This is a genomic window from Streptomyces sp. NBC_01237, from assembly GCF_035917275.1.
Classification (GTDB): Bacteria; Actinomycetota; Actinomycetes; order Streptomycetales; family Streptomycetaceae; genus Streptomyces.
The window spans coordinates 5,384,713-5,401,518 of record NZ_CP108508.1 but is presented as its reverse complement, the minus strand read 5'-3'; the positions used below and the strand labels follow the sequence as shown (position 1 = coordinate 5,401,518).

22 protein-coding genes are annotated in these 16,806 nt (G+C 69.0%); 7 read left to right on the top strand and 15 right to left on the bottom strand.

What is annotated here, in order from left to right; genetic code table 11:
* Nucleotides 1–11: 11 nt before the first annotated feature.
* The 8 genes from rplW to OG251_RS24110 form a co-directional block, all read right to left on the bottom strand.
* Nucleotides 12–344, bottom strand: coding sequence for a 50S ribosomal protein L23 (rplW, locus tag OG251_RS24145; RefSeq protein ID WP_266803404.1), 333 nt, complete (start codon nt 342–344; stop codon nt 12–14).
* Complete coding sequence (gene rplD, locus OG251_RS24140; RefSeq protein ID WP_326679113.1) at nt 344–994, bottom strand: 50S ribosomal protein L4; 651 nt, start codon at nt 992–994, stop codon at nt 344–346. The genes rplW and rplD overlap by 1 nt, the downstream gene beginning before the upstream one ends.
* 4 nt (nt 995–998) lie before the next feature.
* Nucleotides 999–1,643, bottom strand: a complete 645-nt coding sequence (rplC, locus tag OG251_RS24135; RefSeq protein ID WP_014047781.1) for a 50S ribosomal protein L3 — start codon at nt 1,641–1,643, stop codon at nt 999–1,001.
* Between the two features lie 13 nt (nt 1,644–1,656).
* Nucleotides 1,657–1,965 (bottom strand): 30S ribosomal protein S10, encoded by a 309-nt coding sequence (gene rpsJ, locus OG251_RS24130; protein ID WP_003948644.1) that lies wholly within the window; start codon nt 1,963–1,965, stop codon nt 1,657–1,659.
* A 449-nt stretch (nt 1,966–2,414) separates the two neighbouring features.
* Nucleotides 2,415–2,624: a DUF397 domain-containing protein gene (locus OG251_RS24125; protein WP_326679112.1), complete on the bottom strand. Its 210-nt coding sequence runs from the start codon at nt 2,622–2,624 to the stop codon at nt 2,415–2,417.
* 21 nt (nt 2,625–2,645) lie between these two features.
* Complete coding sequence (locus OG251_RS24120; RefSeq protein WP_326679111.1) at nt 2,646–2,855, bottom strand: DUF397 domain-containing protein; 210 nt, start codon at nt 2,853–2,855, stop codon at nt 2,646–2,648.
* 22 nt (nt 2,856–2,877) lie between these two features.
* Nucleotides 2,878–3,087 (bottom strand): DUF397 domain-containing protein, encoded by a 210-nt coding sequence (locus OG251_RS24115; RefSeq protein WP_326679110.1) that lies wholly within the window; start codon nt 3,085–3,087, stop codon nt 2,878–2,880.
* Nucleotides 3,084–3,962 carry a helix-turn-helix domain-containing protein gene (locus OG251_RS24110; RefSeq protein ID WP_326679109.1) on the bottom strand — a complete coding sequence of 293 codons (879 nt, stop codon included), beginning with the start codon at nt 3,960–3,962 and terminating at the stop codon, nt 3,084–3,086. Before OG251_RS24110 ends, OG251_RS24115 begins: the two co-directional genes overlap by 4 nt.
* A gap of 164 nt (nt 3,963–4,126) precedes the next feature.
* On the opposite strand from OG251_RS24110, the gene OG251_RS24105 reads away from it, so the two are divergent.
* The gene (locus tag OG251_RS24105) at nt 4,127–4,564 is read left to right on the top strand and encodes an ATP-binding protein (protein ID WP_326679108.1); all 438 of its coding nucleotides are present in this window, start codon (nt 4,127–4,129) and stop codon (nt 4,562–4,564) included.
* A gap of 313 nt (nt 4,565–4,877) precedes the next feature.
* Nucleotides 4,878–5,951, top strand: a complete 1,074-nt coding sequence (locus OG251_RS24100; protein WP_326679107.1) for a hypothetical protein — start codon at nt 4,878–4,880, stop codon at nt 5,949–5,951.
* Nucleotides 5,952–6,012: 61 nt separating this feature from the next.
* Here OG251_RS24100 and OG251_RS24095 read toward each other — a convergent pair whose 3' ends face one another.
* The 3 genes from OG251_RS24095 to OG251_RS24085 all read right to left on the bottom strand — a co-directional run bounded on the left by OG251_RS24095 (nt 6,013) and on the right by OG251_RS24085 (nt 7,439).
* Nucleotides 6,013–6,273: a heavy metal-binding domain-containing protein gene (locus OG251_RS24095; RefSeq protein WP_326679106.1), complete on the bottom strand. Its 261-nt coding sequence runs from the start codon at nt 6,271–6,273 to the stop codon at nt 6,013–6,015.
* A 79-nt stretch (nt 6,274–6,352) separates the two neighbouring features.
* The gene (locus OG251_RS24090) at nt 6,353–7,132 is read right to left on the bottom strand and encodes an SDR family NAD(P)-dependent oxidoreductase (RefSeq protein WP_326679105.1); all 780 of its coding nucleotides are present in this window, start codon (nt 7,130–7,132) and stop codon (nt 6,353–6,355) included.
* Between the two features lie 64 nt (nt 7,133–7,196).
* Nucleotides 7,197–7,439, bottom strand: coding sequence for a hypothetical protein (locus tag OG251_RS24085; RefSeq protein WP_326679104.1), 243 nt, complete (start codon nt 7,437–7,439; stop codon nt 7,197–7,199).
* 342 nt (nt 7,440–7,781) lie between these two features.
* On the opposite strand from OG251_RS24085, the gene OG251_RS24080 reads away from it, so the two are divergent.
* From OG251_RS24080 to OG251_RS24065, 4 genes are all read left to right on the top strand, one after another.
* Nucleotides 7,782–8,264 (top strand): GNAT family N-acetyltransferase, encoded by a 483-nt coding sequence (locus OG251_RS24080; RefSeq protein WP_326679103.1) that lies wholly within the window; start codon nt 7,782–7,784, stop codon nt 8,262–8,264.
* Between the two features lie 78 nt (nt 8,265–8,342).
* Nucleotides 8,343–9,896 (top strand): hypothetical protein, encoded by a 1,554-nt coding sequence (locus tag OG251_RS24075; RefSeq protein ID WP_326679102.1) that lies wholly within the window; start codon nt 8,343–8,345, stop codon nt 9,894–9,896.
* A gap of 79 nt (nt 9,897–9,975) precedes the next feature.
* Nucleotides 9,976–10,110 carry a hypothetical protein gene (locus tag OG251_RS24070; RefSeq protein WP_326679101.1) on the top strand — a complete coding sequence of 45 codons (135 nt, stop codon included), beginning with the start codon at nt 9,976–9,978 and terminating at the stop codon, nt 10,108–10,110.
* Between the two features lie 206 nt (nt 10,111–10,316).
* Nucleotides 10,317–11,039, top strand: coding sequence for a S1 family peptidase (locus OG251_RS24065; RefSeq protein WP_326679100.1), 723 nt, complete (start codon nt 10,317–10,319; stop codon nt 11,037–11,039).
* A gap of 134 nt (nt 11,040–11,173) precedes the next feature.
* Here OG251_RS24065 and tuf read toward each other — a convergent pair whose 3' ends face one another.
* The 4 genes from tuf to rpsL all read right to left on the bottom strand — a co-directional run bounded on the left by tuf (nt 11,174) and on the right by rpsL (nt 15,540).
* The gene (gene tuf / locus OG251_RS24060) at nt 11,174–12,367 is read right to left on the bottom strand and encodes an elongation factor Tu (protein ID WP_266803413.1); all 1,194 of its coding nucleotides are present in this window, start codon (nt 12,365–12,367) and stop codon (nt 11,174–11,176) included.
* A gap of 160 nt (nt 12,368–12,527) precedes the next feature.
* On the bottom strand, nt 12,528–14,657 hold the full coding sequence (gene fusA / locus OG251_RS24055) for an elongation factor G (protein WP_326679099.1): 2,130 nt from the start codon (nt 14,655–14,657) through the stop codon (nt 12,528–12,530).
* A 38-nt stretch (nt 14,658–14,695) separates the two neighbouring features.
* Complete coding sequence (gene rpsG / locus OG251_RS24050; protein ID WP_003966970.1) at nt 14,696–15,166, bottom strand: 30S ribosomal protein S7; 471 nt, start codon at nt 15,164–15,166, stop codon at nt 14,696–14,698.
* Between the two features lie 2 nt (nt 15,167–15,168).
* Nucleotides 15,169–15,540, bottom strand: a complete 372-nt coding sequence (gene rpsL / locus OG251_RS24045) for a 30S ribosomal protein S12 (RefSeq protein ID WP_003948652.1) — start codon at nt 15,538–15,540, stop codon at nt 15,169–15,171.
* Between the two features lie 475 nt (nt 15,541–16,015).
* Here rpsL and OG251_RS24040 point away from each other — a divergent pair, with 475 nt between their 5' ends.
* Entirely contained in the window at nt 16,016–16,792 is a 777-nt protein-coding gene (locus OG251_RS24040; RefSeq protein WP_326679098.1) for a Crp/Fnr family transcriptional regulator, read from the top strand.
* Nucleotides 16,793–16,806 lie beyond the last annotated feature (14 nt).

Below are 16,806 nucleotides of genomic sequence, written 5' to 3'. Positions count from 1 at the left end.
CTCGACCTCCGTCAGGAGGTCGGGCCGCCGAAGATGTCGATACGGTCGCCCTCGGCGAGGGTCACGATGGCGCGCTTGGTGTCAGCGCGCTTGCCGAAGCCGGTCTTGGTCCGCTTGCGCTTACCCTGCCGGTTGATCGTGTTGACCCCGGTGACCTTGACCGAGAAGACCGCTTCCACGGCCTGCTTGATCTGGGTCTTGTTGGAGCCGGGCGCGACGATGAACGTGTACTTGTTCTCGTCGAGCAGCGCGTAGCTCTTCTCGGAGACAACCGGCTTGACGAGAACGTCGCGGGGGTCCGAGTAGGTCTTGCTCGTAATGCTGGTAACGGTCGCCTCGCTCATCAGGCGTCGCTCCCTTCGGTCTCAGCGGTCTGGGGGCCAGACACGAAGGACTCGAAGGCGGCCTGAGTGAAGACCACGTCGTCAGAGACGATCACGTCGTACGTGTTCAGCTGGCCCGGCTCCAGGATGTGCACCTGGGGCAGGTTGCGTGCGGACAGCCACGCGGCCTCGTCGGCGCGCTCGACGACCAGGAGCACGTTGTCGCGCTCGCTGATCTTGCCGAGCAGCGTCTTCGCGGCCTTCGTGGAGATCGCACCCTCGACCACGCCGGTGACGACGTGGATGCGGGAGTGACGCGCCCGGTCGGAGAGGGCACCGCGCAGAGCGGCGGCCTTCATCTTCTTCGGGGTGCGCTGCGAGTAGTCACGCGGCTGCGGGCCGTGGACGACGCCACCGCCGGCGAACTGCGGCGCACGGGTCGAACCCTGGCGCGCGCGGCCGGTGCCCTTCTGGCGGTACGGCTTGCGGCCACCGCCTCGGACCTCGGCGCGGGTCTTGGTCTTGTGCGTGCCCTGACGGGCAGCTGCCAGCTGTGCGACGACGACCTGGTGGATCAGCGGAACGCTGGTCTTGGCGTCGAAGATCTCCGCGGGGAGCTCGACGGTACCGGCCTTGTCGCCTGCCGGCGAAAGGATGTCAATGGTGCTCATTACCTCAAGCCCCCTTGGCCGCGGTACGGACCAGGACGAGGCCGCCGTTCGGACCGGGGACCGCGCCCTTGATGAGGAGCAGACCCTTCTCCGCGTCAACCGCGTGGATGGTCAGGTTCTGGGTGGTGACCCGCTCGTTGCCCATGCGACCCGCCATGCGCATGCCCTTGAAGACACGGCCGGGGGTGGCACAGCCACCGATGGAGCCAGGCGAACGGTGCTTGCGCTGCACGCCGTGACCGGCGCCGAGGCCCTTGAAGTTGTGACGCTTCATGACACCGGCGAAGCCCTTGCCCTTGCTCTTGCCCGTGACGTCAACCTTGACGCCGGACTCGAACACCTCGGCAGTGACCTCCTGGCCCAGCGTGTACTCGCTGGCGTCAGGGGTGCGGAGCTCCACCAGGTGGCGGCGCGGGGTCACGTCGGCCTTGGCGAAGTGGCCCTTGAGGGGCTTGTTCACCTTGCGCGGGTCGATCTCGCCGAAGGCGATCTGGACCGACTCGTAGCCGTCGCTGTCGTTGGTGCGGACCTGGGTCACGACGCAGGGCCCGGCCTTGACGACGGTCACCGGGACAACCCGGTTGTTCTCGTCCCAGACCTGGGTCATGCCGAGCTTCTCGCCCAGGACGCCCTTAATGTTCTTAGCCATCTCGCGCGTCACCTCAGAGCTTGATCTCGATGTCGACGCCCGCCGGCAGGTCGAGACGCATCAGCGAGTCAACCGTCTTCGGCGTGGGGTCGAGGATGTCGATGAGGCGCTTGTGCGTGCGCATCTCGAAGTGCTCGCGCGAGTCCTTGTACTTGTGCGGCGACTTGATGACGCAGTACACGTTCTTCTCAGTGGGCAGCGGCACCGGGCCCGCGACCGACGCACCAGTGCGGGTCACCGTCTCGACGATCTTCTTCGCCGAGGAGTCGATGACCTCGTGGTCGTAGGCCTTGAGCCGGATGCGGATCTTCTGTCCCGCCATGGCTACTAGTAGTCCTGTCTCTCGAAACGCTCTGGAACCCGGGGGTTCTACCGACTCCTCCTCCGACCCACGCGGTCGGGCGTGTCGCATCCCCTCTACGAAAATCTCCCGAGAGAGATCCCAACCAAGGGGGTGCGGGCCCAAGGACCGCGGAACCGGGGGCGGAACACCCACCGGGTGCCTGGCCGGCGCCCTGCTTTACTTCCCGGAAGATTCCCGTACGTCCGGCCCATACAGGGCCGACGAGTACTGTGGGACTCGCTTCCGGTCCTCCCGGCGGGAGGCGCGCAGCATTGACACTCAACCGAGCAACCTGGTCAGTGTGCCATACGGGGAGCTGGCCTGGCCAATCGGGCGGAGGATCTTACCCCCCGCGAGGGAGCGGTCAAACGCGGGCACGCATTCGGCCCGGCGACGGCCATGGGCTGGGGCACGCGTGCGTAGAGGGGTCAGTGCCCGGCGGCGTACGGGACGAAGCCCGTCCAGGCGGCGCGGCTGACGGCGAGACGCGGGCCGTGAGCGTTCTTGGAGTCACGGACGTGCACGGCGACCGGAGTGGTCGCGACCTCGACGCAGTCGCTGGGGTTGCTGCTGTCGCTGTAACTGCTCTTGAACCACTCCAGCGCGGAAGCAGCTCCCGCAGGCGGCTTGCGGATCATGGCTCTCCCACGCAGAAGCGGTCAGTTCCCGGCGGCGTACGAGACGAAGCCCGCCCACGCGGCGGGGGCGACGGCGAGACGCGGGCCCTGGATGTCCTTGGAGTCACGGACGTGGACGGCACCGGAGGCAGCGGCAACCTCGACGCACTCGCTGCCGTTGCTGCTGTCGCTGTAACTGCTCTTCATCCACGCCAGCGCGGAAGCGTCCCTGGCAGGCGGCTTGTGAATCATGGCTCTCCCCACGCAGAAGCGGTCAGTTCCCGGCGGCGTACGAGACGAAGCCCGTCCAGGCGGCGCGGCTGACGGCGAGACGCGGGCCGTGAGCGTTCTTGGAGTCACGGACGTGGACGGTGACCCGAGTGGTCGCGATCTCGACACATTCATTGCTGTTGCTGCTGTCGCTGTAGCTGCTCTTGAACCACTCCAGCGCATAACCGTCTCCGGCGGAGGTCTCGCTGATCATGTCTCTCCCAGCACTTGCTCGATGAAGGCCATCGACTCCCCTGGAGTGAAAGCCTGCGCCCGGATGATGCCACACCGCAGTTCGATGATCCGGAGGTGCTTCGGGTCAGAGACCGGTCGACTGCCAAAGTCGCCCTCGGAGCGCCCGACCGCCGAGCCGTCCCCGAACTTCAGCACCTGCATCTCCCCGCCCATTCCAGCATGCTCGTTACGGCTGGTCGGCATCACCTGAATCTCGACATTCCGCAACTGCCCAACCTCCAAAAGCCGTTCGAGCTGTTGGCGCAACACCATTCTGCCTCCGAGGGGGCGCCGCAGTGTCACCTCTTCCTGGACAAAGCTGAGCTCCGGGGCAGGCGATCGGCCGAAGATGGACTGTCGTGCTACGCGAGCGGCCACCAGCCTCTCCACCTCGTCCTGTGAGAACGAGGGCCTCCGCATCCCGAACAACGCCCGCGCATACTCTTCGGTCTGCAACAGGCCGTGAATGTTGTGGCTCCCGTACGCCGAGAGCTCCACCGCCCGAGCCTCCAGCTTCGCCAGTTCTCGGATCTTCTTCGGGTACCGCACCTCCGCGACGTCCGGCTTCATCGCCGCGAGCTTGCCGCCCGCCCCCAGTACCGTGTCCGCCCCGTCCAGGAACTCCGGGCGGGGGATGCGCCGGCCGCCCTCCACCTTGTAGATGAGGTCTTCGCCGTACCCCATCGCCGCCCCGAGCTCGCACGCCCGCATCCCCGCCGCCTCGCGCCACGCCTTGATCTGGCGGCCGACGGCGGCGACCACCGCCACCCCCGACTCGTCGTCCGGGTCGACGTCCCAGCCGGGCTCGTCCGCCCCGCCGTTCCCGTGCTCCGTACCGTCGCCAACCACGCTCATGCGAGCCCCACTTCCGACGTGCGTGCCGATCTTTTCCCAACCACGTCCGTTCCCGGCGCGTCACGCCGGACAGCCAGGACAGCGCCGGACAAGCCCCGGACAATCACCGTACGCAAGCGCTCTGTCACTGGGCACCGTACGCAGAGGCGGCCACGCTGAGTGACATGAACCCAGAACTCGTCCGCACCCAGCGCCCCGCCGCGAGCCGGACGTTCACCGTGCTGCTCTCCCCCACCCGCCGAGGGGCCCGGCTCGCCCGGCTGCTCACCGTGGCCCATCTCGGGGCCTGGGGGCTCCCTTCGGAGTCGGCGGCGCACATCGTCGCCGAGCTGGCGGCGAACGCCTCGGTGCACGGCCGCGTACGGGGCCGTGACTTCCAGCTGCGCCTCGCGGTCCACCACGAGGTCCTGCTGCGGATCGAGGTCACCGACACCCGGGGCGACAGCGTTCCGTCCGGCCCGGGGTCCGTCGAAGCGCCCGAGGACGACGCGGAGGGCGGGCGGGGCCTGCTCATCGTCGAGGCTCTGGCCGACCACTGGGGCGTCGTCCCCGGGCCCGTCCCGCTCAAGACGGTGTGGGCCGAGCTCGACCTCGCGCGCTGACGGCATCCACCGGGTCGTGCGTGGTCACGACCCGGTACCTCACGACCGCGTCGTGGGCGGCCACGACGCGGTGGCCCACGACATCAACTACGTAAAGAACCAGGAGAAATAACCCCACCCGACCCCACCCGGCCTCTACCTGACCCACCCCCCATGGCCAGTCACTCACACGGGTGAGGTTTGGCAACTGGGCTGGATTTCGGGCCGGTTGGCAGGCATATGCTCGCGCCACAACACCAGACATACGTCGGCCCCCAATCAGGACTGCAATCCCGATCGAGGGCCTGACCACCGAGGAAGAGAACGCTTCCCGATGGATGCCCAGCAGAATAACGCCCTCACCCGCGCCCTGGCAGAGGTTCCCGGCCCCCTCCCGGCCTCCGGGGTGATCCACATCGTGATCCCGCACACCAGCCGCTTCACGGTCGTCGGCAACCACCTCGCCCAGCACCCCGGCCTCAGCTCCACCGCCGTGGGCATCGCCGTGCGCATCCAGTCCCTGCCCCAGGGGGCCGACGTGGGGATCAAGGCGCTGGCGGCCCGCTTCCCCGAAGGGGAGACCCGCATCGCCGCCGCCCTGCGCGAGCTGGAGGCCCACGGCTATCTGCGACGGACCCGTAACCGCCTGCCGAACGGCCGGGTCGTCACCCGCACGGTGTTCTGCAACCAGCCGACGGCTCTGCTGCGGCCCCGCACGGCGGCCCCGCAACCGCCTCCCGCGCCGCTGGTCCCGGCACCGGCTCCGACGCCCGAGCCACCCGCACAGCAGGCCACGGCACCGCAGGCAGCCGCACCACAGGCGCCCGCAGCTCTCGCCGTACCGGAGGCACCCGGCCCCGCCCCCGTGCCGGAAGCTTCCGACCGGCCCTCCGCCGCCCCGGAGCCCCGCCCGCCGGTCGCCCCGATGCCGGTCATGGTCCCGCCCCCGGCCTCACCGCCCTACGTACCGCTGGCCACCGCGCCCAAGCCCCCGCCCCGGCCTCTGCCCCGGCCCCGCGAGCTGACCCCGGAGCTGGACCGGGCCGCCGCCGCGCTCCTGAGCGACCTGCGCCGTCACGCACCGCAGTTCGTGCTGTCCGAGAGTGATGTGCGGCATCTGGTGCCCGGTGTCGCCGCCTGGCTCGAACGCGAGGCCCACCCCGACACCATCCGCCATGCGCTGACCGACGACCCTCCCCAGCCCCTCAGGCAGCCCGCGAAACTCCTCAGGCACCGCCTGAGCGCCCTGCTGCCACCACCACTCCCCGGTGCCCCCGACCTCGCTCCGGTCCGCCGCGCCCCCGCCCTACCGCTCCAGACCTGCGACGGCTGCGAGCGCGCCTTCCGCTCCCCCGCCCCCGGTCACTGCCGCGACTGCCGGGCGGAAGGCGCGCGGACAGCCGCCTGAGCGCTGCACGACCGGCCGGGAACCGTCCGGCGCAACCGCTGCGGGCCCGTACGCCGCGCCCCTATCCGTACGAGATCGCGGTCCCGTAGGCCACCACGTACCAGGAACCGGCGTCCACCCCGTTCTGGACGGCCGTCAGACGTGCGCCGATGACCTCGTCGGCTCCGACCCCGGCCGCGTTCACGCTCAGGGAGGAGAAGGCTTCGCCGGGGAAGACCTGCTGGTCGCCCCAGACGACCCAGCTGTTGGTGACGGAGCGGTCCGTCCGCTGGGGGTTGTCGACAGTGAGGACCGGGACCGGAAAGGAGACTCTTCTCGCCATAGCCATGGGATGGTGCCAGGGCCCGGCAGGTTCGACAACGGACGGTGCACACCGTCGGCGGGTACGCGCTCCGGGCGGATCACCCGGGCGCGATCGGTCCCAGGTAGGTACCGCCGGAGACATCGATGCTCTGGCCGGTCACCCAGCGGCCCTGCGGGCCCGCCAGGAAGGCCACCACGTCCGCGATGTCCTCCGGCTCGCCGATCCGTCCGAGCGCGGTGATCGACTCCAGTCCGGCGACCGCCTCGGGAACGGCGGCGTAGGGGGCGATCATGTCGGTCAGCACCACTCCGGGTTCGACCGTGTTCACGGTGATCCCCCGCCGGCCCAGCTCGTTGGCGAGCGACGGGCCGAGGGCCGCCAGCGCCGCCTTGGTGACGGTGTAGCCGATCTGGCCGGGGTCCGCGATCCGGGTCGCCGCCGAGCCCATGTTCACGATCCGTCCGCCGTCCCGCAGCAGCGGCAGCGCCCGCTGGATCACGAAGAGCGGCGTGCTCACGTTGACCGCCAGCAACTGCTGGAACTCCTCCTCGGTGAGCTGTCCGATCGAACGGACCGAGTGGATGCCCGCGTTGTTGACCAGGATGTCCAGGCCGTCCACGCCATGGTCCGCCAGCCCGGCGGTGAGCCCGGTGAACAGGTGGTCCACCGCACCGCTCTCGCCGAACCGGGCCCGCACCGCGAACGCCCGGCCTCCGGCCCCGGCGATCCGCGCCACGGTCTCGGCGGCGGCCGCGTCGTCGCTGCCGTAGTGGACCGCGACCAGCGCCCCCTCGGAAGCGAGCCGCAGGGCGACCGCCCGCCCGATCCCCCGCGAGCCGCCCGTGACCAGTGCGGCCCTGCCGTCCGGTTTCCCCATGATCGACTCCCCCTTGGACGCCCCGGTCACATCCGGGAGCGATTCACCTTGTGCGGCCACGAAATCAGGTGTGCTTGAGCTTCGACGGATACACCTGGTGGGACGGGTCCCACCAGAGCACGTGGAAGACGTTGCCGACGGGGAATCCGTACAACCGCTGCGTGCCCGTGAACTCCAGGCGCTGGATCCTCGTGGCGTCACCGAAGCCGATGACCGCCGGCCTCGCCACGGCCTCCCTGCTCAGGCCGCCGGGCAGCTCGTACTCCTTGAAGAAGCGACGGGTCGTGCGTAACTCGTTGAGCGTCATGGTCTCGCAGTCGCGCAGCTTGGTCAGGACCTCTCACAACGTGGCCGGATCCATACCGTCGAAGCCCCAGGGCCCCTCGTGATCGACGTGTGTGAAGCGCCGGCAGACCCGGTCGTCCGAGGCGGTCGGACCCGGGAGCAGTGAGCGGACGTCACCGAGCCGTTTCCCCCGCACCGCCCCACTGGGCGGGAGCGCCGACGTTGGCCCAGGCTTCGAAGCGCTCGGCGAAGAGCGGGCGGTCCTCCCACGCCAAGTGGCAGGGTCCGACAGGCCGCGGGGCCGAAGCGGGACTTCTCCCGGACCGGCGGATGGACGCATCAGCTCACCTGAAAGAATCCGGCCATGTCCACGAGCACCAGGTCCGACTGGGCCCTGCGCACCGCCACCCCCGAGGACGTCGAGCCCATAGCCGAGCTCCGGGCTCTGGTGATGCGCCCCGACCTGGAGCGGCTGGGCCGGTACGACGAGCACCGCGTACGGCAGCGGCTGCGCGATGTGTACGCGCCGGAGCACACCTCGGTGATCCTCGTGGACGGAGCCCTCGCGGGGTGCGTGACCCTGCGCCCCGTACCGGACGCCACGACGGGCGGTGCGGCGGACGGGTGGTGGCTGGAGAACTTCTACCTCTCCCCCACCCTCCAGGGCCGGGGCATCGGCACCGGCGTACTGCGCTCGCTGCTGGAGCGGGCCGACCGCGAGCGCGTCACCGTGCGGCTGGACGTGCTCCAGGGCAGCGCCGCGCGTGCGCTGTACGAGCGGCACGGCTTCGTCGAGGAGCGCCAGGACCCCATCGATGTGTTCATGGTCCGCGAACCCACGGCCTGACCCCACTTTCCCCGTTCGCCCGGACATGCCCGGTCCGGCGGCCTAGCCTGATCCTCCACGGCTCTCGGGGGAGGCTCGGTGCGTCTGCTGATCGATGTCCGCGAAGGTGACTGGGCCACCTTCTACGGCCACTACGGGGACTGGACCGCATGGCGGCTCGGCCGCCTTGAATCCTTCGGCCCCTCCTCGTCCCGCGGCGCGGACGACACATCGGCCCGCTGGCACGAGCTGCACGAGGCCGCGCTCGACCGGGCCTTCGAGATCTCCGTACCGCCGTCGACGACCGTGTCCGAGTGCCTGGCGCACGCGCTGCGGGAGGCCCGCCGTCGCGGTGTCGCCCAGCCCGAAGCGGGGCCACCGGCGGACGGGGCGGACCTGTTCCTGGGCGGCCGGATCGTGCGGACCTGGCTGGCCGATCCCGCCACCGACGAGCGCTACGAGGACGGGCTGACGCTGGAGCGGGCCGGTCTGGCCGAGGACGACCTCGTCGTCCTGTGCGTCAAACGCACCGCGCAGGGCGCCTACTGCATGGGCCCGGCCGCGAATCCGGCCGTCCTGCTGGAGCACTTGCAGCTCGCGATGAACGGGACCGCCCCCGCCGACGGGCCGCGGCTGTGGGGCGTGCTCCTGTACACCACGGCCGACGTGGAGCTGGCGACGTACGTCCGGACGCACTTCGAGGACCTCAACGCCCTGTCCGGGCCGAACACCCGGGTCTTCGTGGTCGAGCGGCAGGCCCGATGGGCCGAGGCACGGAAGTACTGGCGCGCGCACCTGGAGCCGGAGCTGTACCGGGTGCTCTCGTCCATGCGGTGGCTGCACTGGCAGCCGTACGACCCCCAGGGCGCCTACAAGATCGCCGCCGTACTGAAGGTGGACCCCGAGCTCCTGCCCTGCCTGGTCTTCTTCGACAGCCGCCCCGGACTTCCCTGGGGCGAGCGGAAGATCGTCTTCCCGGTGGAGGACGTCACCCCGCGGTATTTCCGCACCCTCTTCGGCCGCATCGCCAAGGTCCTCGGAAGCGTCCCTCCGGAGGGGGAGCCGCTGGTCGACCACCACGGACCGCTGTCGTTCGCGAGCCGGCCGGACAGTGCCGAGAGCGACACCCGGACCGCACTGCGCGCACTGCTGCACAGCGGCCGGGGCCCTGACCTGGACGGCGCCGCCTTCGCCGCCGTCGAAACGGCCCAGCGCGCGATCAGGGAAGCGCTGCGGCCCGCCCCCGCGCCCAGCACCGATTACCACCTCGACAACTGCCGGGTCATTCTCACGCCAGGAGCATCCGTGACCGAGAACTTCTACTTCAACGGCCAGAACACCACGTTCATCAACCGCCCCGTGGACACCGTCGTCCAGGACTTCCAGAACCAGCACGGAACGGCTCTGTGCCACGAGGAGCTGCGCAGCCTGCTCCGGCTGACCCTCTCCAGCACCGACCTCGCCGACGCCGAACGCGACGAGGCCGCGGCCGCCGTGCACGACCTGGCCCGGCTCACCGCGGAACCCGAGCCGGACGCACCCGGCGTCCGGCTGCGGGCGGAACGGCTGCGGGAGATGCTCGCCGGTGCCGCCGACATCGCGCAGCCCGCCCTGGCGATCATCGCGTCGGTCGTGGCGGCCGTGACCGGGTAGCGGCCGTCGGTCGTGGCGGCCGTGACCCGGGGGGCGGGCATCCGTCGTCGCGGCCGTGACCGGCCAGGGGGCATCGGTCGTGGCAGCCCTGACCGGCCAGGGGGCATCGGTCGTGGCAGCCCTGACCGGCCAGGGGGCATCGGTCGTGGCGGCCCTGACCGGCCAGGGGGCATCGGTCGTGGCAGCCCTGACCGGCCAGGGGGCGTCCGGCTAGCCGTGACCACCGCCCGGCAGAGGCGATGTGCCCGCCGTGACCACCGCCCGGCACGGGCGACGATCCTGCCGGTGACCGCGCGCGAGCGGGGTATAACGCCGCGTTGTGGCCAAGCGTGAGTACCCGGTTCACTCCGACTTCGGGACCCTGGGGCCGACCGACCCCCACAGACACGCCTCAGGCGTGCCTCCCCCGAAAGAGGAACCATGCGAATAGCCAGGTTCGTGCCCGCCCTCGCCGCCGCGGCGGTCTCCGTCCTCGCCCTTCTCGCACCCACCGCCTCGGCCTCGCCGGCCGCCCCCGCTCCCTCGGCCCAGGCCGTCCAGCCGATCATCGGAGGCGGCTACGCGCAGAACGCCCCCTGGGCCGCGCGCCTCTTCTCCAACGGCCAGGAGACCTGTTCGTCCACGATCATCGCGCCGACGTGGATCCTCACGGCGAAGCACTGCGTAGCGGGCGGCGGGCTGTCGTTCCGTATCGGCAGCCTCGACCAGCACAGCGGCGGCACAGTGGCGAACGGCGTCCAGACCTACACCCACAGCGCCGACCTGGCGCTGGTGCGCCTGGACCGTTCCGTGCAGGGCACCTACTCCCCGCTCGGTCAGCCCGGCTCGGTCAGCGTCGGGCAGAGCGTCCAGGTGTTCGGCTGGGGCGCCACCTCGCAGTGCGGCTCCGAGATCAACTGCCAGTCCCGCTACCTGAAGGTGGCCAATGTGACCGTGAGCGGCGGCTGCACCGACGCGTACGGGGGCTCGGCGATCTGCGCACGGCGCGGCAACGGCATCACCGCGGGCGGCGACTCGGGCGGCCCGATGACGGCGGGCGGTGTCCAGGTGGGCGTCGCCTCGACCAGTGACCGGCAGACCACGACCGCGTACACGAATGTCACCGCGTACCGCTCCTGGATCCAGTCGATCGCGGGCGTCTGACCTATCGCGGGCGTCCGGCCTTCGGCCGTACCGGCCCCCCGGCACAAAGCGAAGGGCCCCGTACCTCTCTTGCGAGAGGTACGGGGCCCTTCTTGCAGCTCAGCGAGCTACCAGGTCAGACGATCAAGCAGAAACTACTTGATGATCTTGGTGACCTGGCCGGCGCCCACGGTCCGGCCACCCTCACGGATGGCGAACTTCAGGCCCTCTTCCATGGCGACCGGCTGGATCAGCGCGACGTCCATGAGGGTGTTGTCACCCGGCATGACCATCTCGGTGCCCTCGGGGAGGGTCACAACGCCCGTTACGTCCGTGGTACGGAAGTAGAACTGCGGGCGGTAGTTGTTGAAGAACGGGGTGTGACGGCCACCCTCGTCCTTCGACAGGATGTAGGACTGCGCCTGGAACTCGGTGTGCGGCGTGACCGAACCCGGCTTGATGATGACCTGGCCGCGCTCGACGTCCTCGCGCTTGATGCCACGGAGGAGCAGACCGACGTTCTCACCGGCCTGGCCCTCGTCGAGCAGCTTGCGGAACATCTCGATACCGGTGACCGTGGTGGTGGTCTTCTCGGTCTTGATACCGACGATGTCGACGGTCTCGTTGACCTTCAGGACACCACGCTCGATGCGGCCGGTGACGACCGTACCGCGACCGGTGATCGTGAAGACGTCCTCGATGGGCATGAGGAACGGCTTCTCGACGTCACGCTCGGGCTGCGGGATGGCCTCGTCGACGGCGGCCATCAGGTTCAGGACCGACTGGCCCCACTCCTTGTCGCCCTCAAGCGCCTTGAGCGCCGAGACACGCACGACCGGAAGGTCGTCGCCCGGGAACTCGTACTCGGAGAGGAGCTCACGGACCTCGAGCTCGACGAGCTCCATGATCTCCTCGTCGTCCACCATGTCGGCCTTGTTCAGGGCGACGACGATGTACGGGACACCGACCTGGCGGGCCAGGAGCACGTGCTCCTTGGTCTGCGGCATCGGGCCGTCGGTGGCCGCGACCACGAGGATGGCGCCGTCCATCTGCGCCGCACCCGTGATCATGTTCTTGATGTAGTCGGCGTGACCCGGGCAGTCGACGTGCGCGTAGTGACGCGACTCCGTCTGGTACTCGACGTGCGCGATCGAGATCGTGATACCGCGCTGGCGCTCCTCGGGAGCCTTGTCGATCTGGTCGAAGGCCGAGGCCTCGTTCAGGTCCGGGTACGCGTCGTGCAGCACCTTGGTAATGGCGGCCGTAAGGGTCGTCTTACCGTGGTCAATGTGACCGATGGTGCCGATGTTGACGTGCGGCTTAGTCCGCTCGAACTTTGCCTTCGCCACTGGGTCCTCCTGCGGAGTGGTTCTGTACGCCTTGCTTCATCGGCGCCAGGTGATCTTTGCTGGGATGCCGGGGCCGGGGGCATTCGGCACATTGCTTACGCTCCGTGTCGAATGCCGCACCGGGCTCCGGTGACAAGCCTAAAGCGTGAACTCGGGTGAGCTACTCGCCCTTGGCCTTCGCGATGATCTCCTCGGCGACGTTCCGCGGAACCTCGGCGTAGGAGTCGAACTGCATCGAGTAGCTTGCGCGACCCGAGGTCTTGCTGCGGAGGTCTCCGACGTAGCCGAACATCTCCGAGAGGGGCACGAGGCCCTTCACGACGCGAGCACCGCTGCGCTCCTCCATGGCCTGGATCTGGCCACGGCGGGAGTTCAGGTCGCCGATGACATCGCCCATGTAGTCCTCGGGCGTGGTGACCTCGACGGCCATCATCGGCTCAAGGAGCACGGGAGAGGCCTTGCGGGCACCCTCCTTGAACGCCTGCGAACCGGCGATCTTGAAGGCGAGCTCCGAGGAGTCGACCTCGTGGTAACCACCGTCGAGAAGGGTGACGCGGACGCCGACCATCTCGTAACCGGCCAGGATGCCGAACTGCATGGCTTCCTGAGCACCCGCGTCCACCGAGGGGATGTACTCCCTGGGGATACGGCCACCGGTGACCTTGTTGACGAACTCGTAGGAGGCGTCGCCACCCTCGATGGGCTCAAGGGCGATCTGCACCTTCGCGAACTGGCCGGTACCACCAGTCTGCTTCTTGTGCGTGTAGTCGATGCGCTCGACGGCCTTGCGGATCGTCTCGCGGTATGCGACCTGGGGCTTGCCGACGTTCGCCTCGACGCGGAATTCGCGCTTCATGCGGTCGACGAGCACCTCGAGGTGAAGCTCGCCCATACCACCGATGATGGTCTGGCCGGTCTCCTCGTCGGAGTGCACCTGGAAGGAGGGGTCCTCCTCCGAGAGACGCTGGATGGCAACACCCAGCTTCTCCTGGTCACCCTTGGACTTGGGCTCGATGGCGACCTGAATGACCGGCGCCGGGAAGTCCATGGACTCCAGGATGACCGGGTTCTTGTCGTCACACAGCGTCTCACCGGTGGTGGTCTGCTTCAGGCCCATGACGGCGATGATGTCACCGGCGCCCACCGACGCGATCTCCTCACGCTTGTTCGCGTGCATGCGGTAGATCTTGCCGATGCGCTCCTTCTTGCCCTTGACCGAGTTCAGCACCGCGGTGCCGGCCTCGAGGCGACCGGAGTAGATCCGGACGAAGGTGAGCTTGCCCAGGTGCGGGTCGCTCGCGATCTTGAACGCCAGGCCGGAGAACGGCTCGTCGTCCGAGGGCTTGCGCTGAATGACCTTCTCCGGGTCCTTGACGTCGTGGCCCTCGATGGCCTCGACGTCCAGGGGGGAAGGCAGGTAGCGCACAACGGCGTCGAGCAGGGGCTGAACGCCCTTGTTCTTGAACGCCGTGCCACAGAACACCGGGGTGACGGTGACCGAGTCGGCACTGCCCTTCGACGCCAGGGTGATCCGACGGATCGCCTCGTGCAGCTGCTCCTGGGTGGGCTCAGTGCCCTCCAGGTACAGCTCCATCATGGCGTCGTCGTTCTCGGCCACGGCCTCAAGGAGCTTGCCGCGCCATTCGTCGGCGGACTCCTTGAGGTTGTCCGGGATCTCGATGACGTTGTACATCTCGCCCTTGGCGGCCTCTTCGGGGTACACGAAGGCCTTCATCGACACCAGGTCGACGACGCCCGTGAAGTCCGCCTCCGCGCCAATGGGGAGCTGCATGACGATCGGGGTCGCGCCGAGGCGGTCCACGATCATGTTGACGCAACGGAAGAAGTCCGCACCGGTGCGGTCGAGCTTGTTGACGAAGCAGATACGCGGCACGCCGTAGCGGTCCGCCTGACGCCAGACAGTCTCGGACTGGGGCTCGACGCCCGCGACACCGTCGAACACGGTGACAGCACCGTCGAGGACGCGGAGCGAACGCTCCACCTCGACGGTGAAGTCGACGTGACCCGGGGTGTCGATGATGTTGATGGTGTGGTCAACATCATTGAGCGGCCAGTGGCAGGTCGTCGCGGCGGACGTGATCGTGATGCCGCGCTCCTGCTCCTGCTCCATCCAGTCCATCGTGGCAGCGCCGTCGTGGACTTCACCGATCTTGTACGAAACGCCGGTGTAGAAGAGGATCCGCTCGGTGGTGGTCGTCTTGCCCGCGTCGATGTGGGCCATGATCCCGATGTTGCGGACCTTGGCCAGGTCAAGCGAAGTGGTGGCCATAAGGCTCAATCTTCTCTCGGTCTCGATGTGGGTAGCGACTACCAGCGGTAGTGCGCGAAGGCCTTGTTCGACTCGGCCATCTTGTGGGTGTCCTCACGCTTCTTGACCGAAGCGCCGAGGCCGTTGGAGGCGTCGAGCAGTTCGTTCATGAGGCGCTCGGTCATGGTCTTCTCGCGGCGCGCGCGGGAGTAACCGACGAGCCAGCGCAGAGCGAGGGTGGACGCGCGACCGGGCTTGACCTCGATCGGCACCTGGTAGGTGGCGCCACCGACACGGCGGGACTTGACCTCGAGCGAGGGCTTGACGTTCTCAAGCGCGCGCTTCAGCGTGATGACCGGGTCGTTGCCGGTCTTCTCGCGGAGGCCTTCCATGGCGCCGTACACGATCCGCTCGGCGGTGGAACGCTTGCCGTCGAGCAGGATCTTGTTGATCAGCGAGGTGACAAGAGGAGAGCTGTAGACCGGGTCAATGATGACCGGGCGCTTCGGGGCGGGGCCCTTACGAGGCATTCTTACTTCTCCTTCTTGGCGCCGTAGCGGCTGCGGGCCTGCTTGCGGTTCTTGACACCCTGGGTGTCAAGGGAGCCGCGGATGATCTTGTAACGAACACCCGGCAGGTCCTTCACACGGCCACCACGCACGAGCACGATGGAGTGCTCCTGCAGGTTGTGTCCCTCACCCGGGATGTAGGCCGTGACCTCGATACCGGAGGTCAGACGCACACGCGCGACCTTACGGAGGGCCGAGTTCGGCTTCTTCGGGGTGGTCGTGAACACACGCGTGCAGACGCCGCGGCGCTGGGGCGAACCCTCGAGCGCGGGCGTCTTGTTCTTCTCGACCTTGTCCTGCCGGCCCTTCCGGACCAGCTGCTGGATCGTAGGCACTACTTCTCCGGTTTCTGTGTGCCGTTCGTGAAACTAACCTGGAACATCGCCGACCCACGCGGTCGGGTGTGTCGAATACTGCAGGCTCCTGCCCTAGGGCAGAAGGGGCGCAGATTGCGGTGGCCACTTACGGACTCGCCATGCGGTTGAGGACACGCACCCGAGCCCAGGCACACCCCAGGCACAAGGCTTGAGCGTACCTACCTCACGCACTCCGGTCAAAACAAATGCTGTCCACCATGCCACGCCGGGCTCCCGGGGACGGCGCGCCGGGGTCCGTGGACCTCCCCGGCAACGGTCCGTGCACCTCCCCGGCCGAGGTCCGTGGACCGCCCAGTCGTGGTCCGTGGGCCGCCCGGCCGCGGTCCGCGATCATCCCCGGCAGCGGGCGGATGGCCGAAATCCGGTCACTCCGGACCCGGTGCGCCGGGGGCCTCAGTACATTGAACCGCGCGCCGGAAGATCGGGGGACGGCATGACGGCGGCTGCACCCTTACCCGGCGACGGCGGACTCGACGACCGCGTGCCCTTTCTCGCCCGGCTGGAGAGCGAGGACCGCGCCGCGCTGCTCGCTCTCGGCCGTGAGCTCCCCTTCGCGCCCCGCGCGCCGCTGCTGCGCCAGTACGAGCCGTCCTCGCACGTCCTGCTGATCCTGCACGGCTGGACCAAGGTGACCGCCTCCGCCGCCAACGGCTACGAGGCGCTGCTCGCGCTCCGGGGGCCCGGCGACATCATCGGCGAGTCCGCCGCGCTGACCGGACGCCCCCGCTCGGCGACGGTGACCGCGCTGGAGCCGGTGCGCGCCGTGGCCATCGAGCACGAACGCTTCCGGGAGTACGCCGTCCGCTCCCCCGCCATCTCGTTCACGCTGCTCGGACTGACCGCCGACCGGACCCGCGCGGCCGACCAGCGCCGCCTGGAGTTCGCCTCGATGAGCGTGCGGGAGCGGTTCGCGGTGCTGCTGCTCGACCTGGCCCGCACCCACGGCCGCCGCACGGACGAGGGCGTCGAGCTCGCCGTACCGCTCAGCAAACAGGAGCTGGCCGGTGCGGTCGGCGCCTCCCGCGAGATGGTCCAGCGGCTGCTCAAGGACCTGCGGGCGCGCGGCATCGTCACGACCGGGCGGCGGGCGCTGGTGATCGTACGGCCGGACGCGCTGCGCATGATCATCGGCGCGCGGCCCACGGCGTCGACGGTCCCGCCGCTCGCCCCACCGCACTCCGCGTCACCCGAGGCGCCCTCTTCCGCGTGAGCACGCGGTCCCCC

Bases quoted from the DNA above. Each gene is read 5' to 3' on its own strand.
- rplW (WP_266803404.1), bottom strand. From the start codon at position 344: ATGAGCGAGGCGACCGTTACCAGCATTACGAGCAAGACCTACTCGGAC.
- rplD (WP_326679113.1), bottom strand. From the start codon at position 994: ATGAGCACCATTGACATCCTTTCGCCGGCAGGCGACAAGGCCGGTACC.
- rplC (WP_014047781.1), bottom strand. From the start codon at position 1,643: ATGGCTAAGAACATTAAGGGCGTCCTGGGCGAGAAGCTCGGCATGACC.
- rpsJ (WP_003948644.1), bottom strand. From the start codon at position 1,965: ATGGCGGGACAGAAGATCCGCATCCGGCTCAAGGCCTACGACCACGAG.
- OG251_RS24125 (WP_326679112.1), bottom strand. From the start codon at position 2,624: ATGATCCGCAAGCCGCCTGCGGGAGCTGCTTCCGCGCTGGAGTGGTTC.
- OG251_RS24120 (WP_326679111.1), bottom strand. From the start codon at position 2,855: ATGATTCACAAGCCGCCTGCCAGGGACGCTTCCGCGCTGGCGTGGATG.
- OG251_RS24115 (WP_326679110.1), bottom strand. From the start codon at position 3,087: ATGATCAGCGAGACCTCCGCCGGAGACGGTTATGCGCTGGAGTGGTTC.
- OG251_RS24110 (WP_326679109.1), bottom strand. From the start codon at position 3,962: ATGAGCGTGGTTGGCGACGGTACGGAGCACGGGAACGGCGGGGCGGAC.
- OG251_RS24105 (WP_326679108.1), top strand. From the start codon at position 4,127: ATGAACCCAGAACTCGTCCGCACCCAGCGCCCCGCCGCGAGCCGGACG.
- OG251_RS24100 (WP_326679107.1), top strand. From the start codon at position 4,878: ATGGATGCCCAGCAGAATAACGCCCTCACCCGCGCCCTGGCAGAGGTT.
- OG251_RS24095 (WP_326679106.1), bottom strand. From the start codon at position 6,273: ATGGCGAGAAGAGTCTCCTTTCCGGTCCCGGTCCTCACTGTCGACAAC.
- OG251_RS24090 (WP_326679105.1), bottom strand. From the start codon at position 7,132: ATGGGGAAACCGGACGGCAGGGCCGCACTGGTCACGGGCGGCTCGCGG.
- OG251_RS24085 (WP_326679104.1), bottom strand. From the start codon at position 7,439: ATGACGCTCAACGAGTTACGCACGACCCGTCGCTTCTTCAAGGAGTAC.
- OG251_RS24080 (WP_326679103.1), top strand. From the start codon at position 7,782: ATGTCCACGAGCACCAGGTCCGACTGGGCCCTGCGCACCGCCACCCCC.
- OG251_RS24065 (WP_326679100.1), top strand. From the start codon at position 10,317: ATGCGAATAGCCAGGTTCGTGCCCGCCCTCGCCGCCGCGGCGGTCTCC.
- fusA (WP_326679099.1), bottom strand. From the start codon at position 14,657: ATGGCCACCACTTCGCTTGACCTGGCCAAGGTCCGCAACATCGGGATC.
- rpsG (WP_003966970.1), bottom strand. From the start codon at position 15,166: ATGCCTCGTAAGGGCCCCGCCCCGAAGCGCCCGGTCATCATTGACCCG.
- OG251_RS24040 (WP_326679098.1), top strand. From the start codon at position 16,016: ATGACGGCGGCTGCACCCTTACCCGGCGACGGCGGACTCGACGACCGC.